The sequence below is a fragment of the Hydrogenophaga taeniospiralis CCUG 15921 genome, assembly GCF_001592305.1.
GTDB lineage: Bacteria > Pseudomonadota > Gammaproteobacteria > Burkholderiales > Burkholderiaceae_C > Hydrogenophaga > Hydrogenophaga taeniospiralis.
The window spans coordinates 1-3,411 of record NZ_BCWR01000032.1 but is presented as its reverse complement, the minus strand read 5'-3'; the positions used below and the strand labels follow the sequence as shown (position 1 = coordinate 3,411).

The window sequence follows — 3,411 nt, the reverse complement described above, 5'->3', positions numbered from 1 at the left end:
GCGCTGGGGCAGGCCACGGCCGAGAACGCAGTAGCCAACAACTTTTTGAAGCACGATGAGCAAAAGAAGTACGCCGATGCACTCAACGCGTGCAACGGCGAGGTGCAGTGCAAGGCAGACGTCGACAAGCAATACCAAGCCCTGAGCGACAAGAACAACAAGGAGTTGAGCCAAGCCAAAGCGAAGTGCGATGCATCGGCGGACTGCAACGCCTTCAACCAACTGGCCGCTCAAGGCACGCCATGGGGTCAAGGGGCCAAACCCACCGACTACCAGAGCGACCCTGAATTCAACGGCGAAGCACTGAACGCGGCCAATCAGCAGCACAACGATGCGCTCACACAAGCGCTGCTCGATCGCCCTCTGAGCCAGGAAGTGCGCTACTGGAGCAGTGACGACCCGCTCAACAGCATTCCGGCGCACTACCAGTCGGAGATCACGGCCGCGAATCAAGACACGGTGATCAAGGAGATCGGCCTGCAACTGGCGGCATATCCCGTGGGTGAGGTGATCAGCATCGCTGGCAACGCCGCAGGCCGTGTCGTCATGCAGAATGGCTCCAAGGTCGTTCAGTGGTTTGAATCCTCGGCGGCTCGATCAACTGGTCCTTCAAGTATCAAAGCCGGTGGGGAAAACCTAGTTCCCAACGTCCCAGAAGGAGTCCCATATTTTAGGGTGCAGGGTGGTGGTTCAGGCAGTGCAACCAGCCGCGATGCATTGACCGTTAACAGGGATGGGTCGGTTTCCATTACGCCGGGTTGTACAGGGTCAATTTGCGTGAGTGTGGGCAATGCGGATCATTCGGTTTATTACCTGAGTAACAAGCGCCCGGATGGTTCAGTAGTGGTGTTTGAGGTGGATCGCGCAACGCATAATCGAATTATGGAGTCTGCTGTTGATCAATTTGGCAATAGCGGAGCCGGGGTGAAAATCACGGACAAGGGTACGCCGGGAACCTCGATCGAACTTAATCGGGCATATTCTGAAATAATGACCAGTGGTTCTTCAAACGGACGCGTGCTTACTCAGCGGGAGTTTCTTAATGAATTTGGTGGAGATTAATTCTGGGCTGCGTGAGAGAATCCTGTCAGGGGAGGAGCGAGTTGGCCTTTTTGTTTTTGGTGGAAAATATTTATGGATTATTGATTGGAGTGAGCATTTCAATCTTAATCACATGAAAAATATTGATGCGCTCTGCCAAGACGAAAATCTGATGCGTTATCTTCCTGCTGGAAAGTCTGTGGAGACATATCGAATGGAAGTTATTCAGCGGTATCGTGGCAGCCTGCCGACGCTGACAGCAGATTTGTTTCCCCGCTATCGAGACAGCGAGTCGGCGAAGGTTGCTACAACGGATATGCTACGCCGAGAATTCTTTCATGAGGACACCGGTCTGTATGCTGAATTGTCCAAGCAAATGGAGGCTGAGTTATCCTTCAATGCTCCAATGGAGGAAGAGTTGGTTCAGCTTCGGATGAGGTTGTTTTCTAAGTTGCCGAAGTTCTATATCAACTATGATAGAAAAATCTTCATGCATATGGTGCATGGTCGCAGTTATGAATCTGCTGCTCTTGATGGTTGGTGGGCAGCCGAGGGTGATTTCGAGCATATGATTCCAACATCGCAGCGTTATTGGGTCAGAGATGCAAGCGAGGACTTCTGGGCTGTGACCAGTTTTAAAAATTGTTAGCAGGCAGCGAAAAAACAGAGCTAAGTCGAAAAGAATGGGTGGAATCAAGACGCATGATGCATCGTCTTTTGTCGACCCAGCTCACCTGTCATTAGAGGAAGGTCAAACTGATGAAAGTTGAATCTTTTACACCAGAGTTGCTGCTGCAAGGATTTGTATTTCCAAGATCTTATATTTCATATTTTGAGCAAACAACAATTCCAGACTTGTCCCCTTGGTGGTTCTTGTGCGAAATGCCAGGATTGAGTGATTCCTGGCTTAAGGTAATTAAGCGGCAATATCCAAGCCGGCAGTTGGTTCCCTTTGCCAAAATAGAGCACATTGATGACGTGGCCTGCTTCGATGCGAGTGCGCCCTCAAATGATCCAATCGTGCACTATGTCCACACCTATGCTTCGCCGGGCTGGGAGGATCGTGGGCATGTCGTCAATTTCGATGCTTGGCTAAAGGCAGCCATGGCAGATGCTGTGCAATTTAATGCCGATGGAGAGGGAGAGGGAGAGGGAGATTAGGGATTGCTATTCGGTCAGGAATGTAACTGGCACGAGTTCCGTGAGCCAAACTTCATTCTCAGCTTGAAAAAATTTGAAGCCTTGTTCATGCATGAGTAAGGCTTTGATTTTTAGTGTGACTGGTTTCCCATGTCGCTGCCCAACAGCAAGCGCGGTCTGTTTGTCTTGCGACAGATGCACATACTGGCGCGATCCGGGAAGCAGTCCTTGATTGCGGATGGATTCGATAAAACGTGTCGCAGTTCCGTGGTATAGAAATTCAGGTGGCACCTTCTCGACATAGTCAATGTCTACGCTCTCGGTTGAGTGTCCCTGCACGGCACGAATACGCAGTCCGTCTTCAGAAATGGAAAATCGCTTTTTGTCACTTGTTGTAACCACGGTTTGAATCAAGTCACGATCAAGCTGTTTGCCGTCATTGGCGGCGGCAGCGATCAGTGCTGAAATATCGGCCCACCCTTCAAGGTCAAGCTTGATGCCGATAGCCTCCGGTTGGTGGCGTAGTACGAAACTCAAGAATCTACTGATCTCTGAATGTTGTTTGCTCATGGGTCAATTTTAGTTGCCAAGCGCGTCCCGCGCAGAGCTGAGAAGCCAGGCAGGGCATTGAGCCCGCCCCCGACTTGTCAGGTTCTGCCCGCCATAGCCAGACCTCCATTCCATGAAACCAAAGCACCCACACTTGGTATCGCTGGGCGCATGCCTGCTGCTCGGCGCATGTGCCATCAAGCCGCTGCCCTGGCAGACCATGGATGGTCAGCCCGTCCATGCCGAACGCCTTGCACAGGCCAAGCAACAGTGCAGCCACGACGAGAAGCTCAAACGCTCCAGCAAACTGCGTGCGGATGCCGTCATGATTGCCCGGTACGAAGGCGCTGCTGCGGGCGCCGAGTCGGGCTCAAGGAAATACTTTGATCAAGCCGCCGTACTCAGGCAAGAAGTGTCAGCTTGCATGAAAGCGCAAGGTTTCGTTCTTCCTGCGAACTGAACAACCGTGAGCTGCAACCTCCAAGCGTGGTTTTGCCCAAGCAAGGCCAGAGGGTGTGAAAGAGCGCCAGCGGATGGTGGTGCGGCACAGGTGCCGGGCACCACGTTTCATGTGAAGCCCCATCCATGAAACGCTGGTTCAAGCGCACGGTAGCCACGCTGCTGATGCTGACGATCAACGTCAGCGCGTTCGCGCAAGCGGTCTCACCGGTCCTGGGCGCA

At 52.4% G+C, this 3,411-nt stretch carries 5 protein-coding genes; 4 read left to right on the top strand and 1 reads right to left on the bottom strand.

What is annotated here, in order from left to right; translation table 11 throughout:
- The 3 genes from HTA01S_RS25625 to HTA01S_RS25015 all read left to right on the top strand — a co-directional run.
- On the top strand, positions 1 to 1,062 hold a 1,062-nt coding region (locus HTA01S_RS25625), incomplete at its 5' end, for a hypothetical protein (RefSeq protein WP_218017393.1).
- Positions 1,043 to 1,690: a hypothetical protein gene (locus HTA01S_RS25800; protein WP_218017392.1), complete on the top strand. Its 648-nt coding sequence runs from the start codon at positions 1,043 to 1,045 to the stop codon at positions 1,688 to 1,690. The genes HTA01S_RS25625 and HTA01S_RS25800, both read left to right, overlap by 20 nt.
- A gap of 110 nt (positions 1,691 to 1,800) precedes the next feature.
- On the top strand, positions 1,801 to 2,202 hold the full coding sequence (locus HTA01S_RS25015) for a hypothetical protein (RefSeq protein WP_084236568.1): 402 nt from the start codon (positions 1,801 to 1,803) through the stop codon (positions 2,200 to 2,202).
- Between the two features lie 6 nt (positions 2,203 to 2,208).
- On the opposite strand, the gene HTA01S_RS25010 is transcribed toward HTA01S_RS25015, so the two are convergent.
- Positions 2,209 to 2,751 (bottom strand): RNA 2'-phosphotransferase, encoded by a 543-nt coding sequence (locus HTA01S_RS25010; RefSeq protein ID WP_084236566.1) that lies wholly within the window; start codon positions 2,749 to 2,751, stop codon positions 2,209 to 2,211.
- 112 nt (positions 2,752 to 2,863) lie between these two features.
- Here HTA01S_RS25010 and HTA01S_RS24310 point away from each other — a divergent pair, with 112 nt between their 5' ends.
- Positions 2,864 to 3,190 carry a hypothetical protein gene (locus HTA01S_RS24310; protein WP_157572270.1) on the top strand — a complete coding sequence of 109 codons (327 nt, stop codon included), beginning with the start codon at positions 2,864 to 2,866 and terminating at the stop codon, positions 3,188 to 3,190.
- Positions 3,191 to 3,411 lie beyond the last annotated feature (221 nt).

Coding starts and splice junctions, on each gene's coding strand:
- HTA01S_RS25800 (WP_218017392.1), top strand. CDS start 1,043: ATGAATTTGGTGGAGATTAATTCTGGGCTGCGTGAGAGAATCCTGTCA.
- HTA01S_RS25015 (WP_084236568.1), top strand. CDS start 1,801: ATGAAAGTTGAATCTTTTACACCAGAGTTGCTGCTGCAAGGATTTGTA.
- HTA01S_RS25010 (WP_084236566.1), bottom strand. CDS start 2,751: ATGAGCAAACAACATTCAGAGATCAGTAGATTCTTGAGTTTCGTACTA.
- HTA01S_RS24310 (WP_157572270.1), top strand. CDS start 2,864: ATGAAACCAAAGCACCCACACTTGGTATCGCTGGGCGCATGCCTGCTG.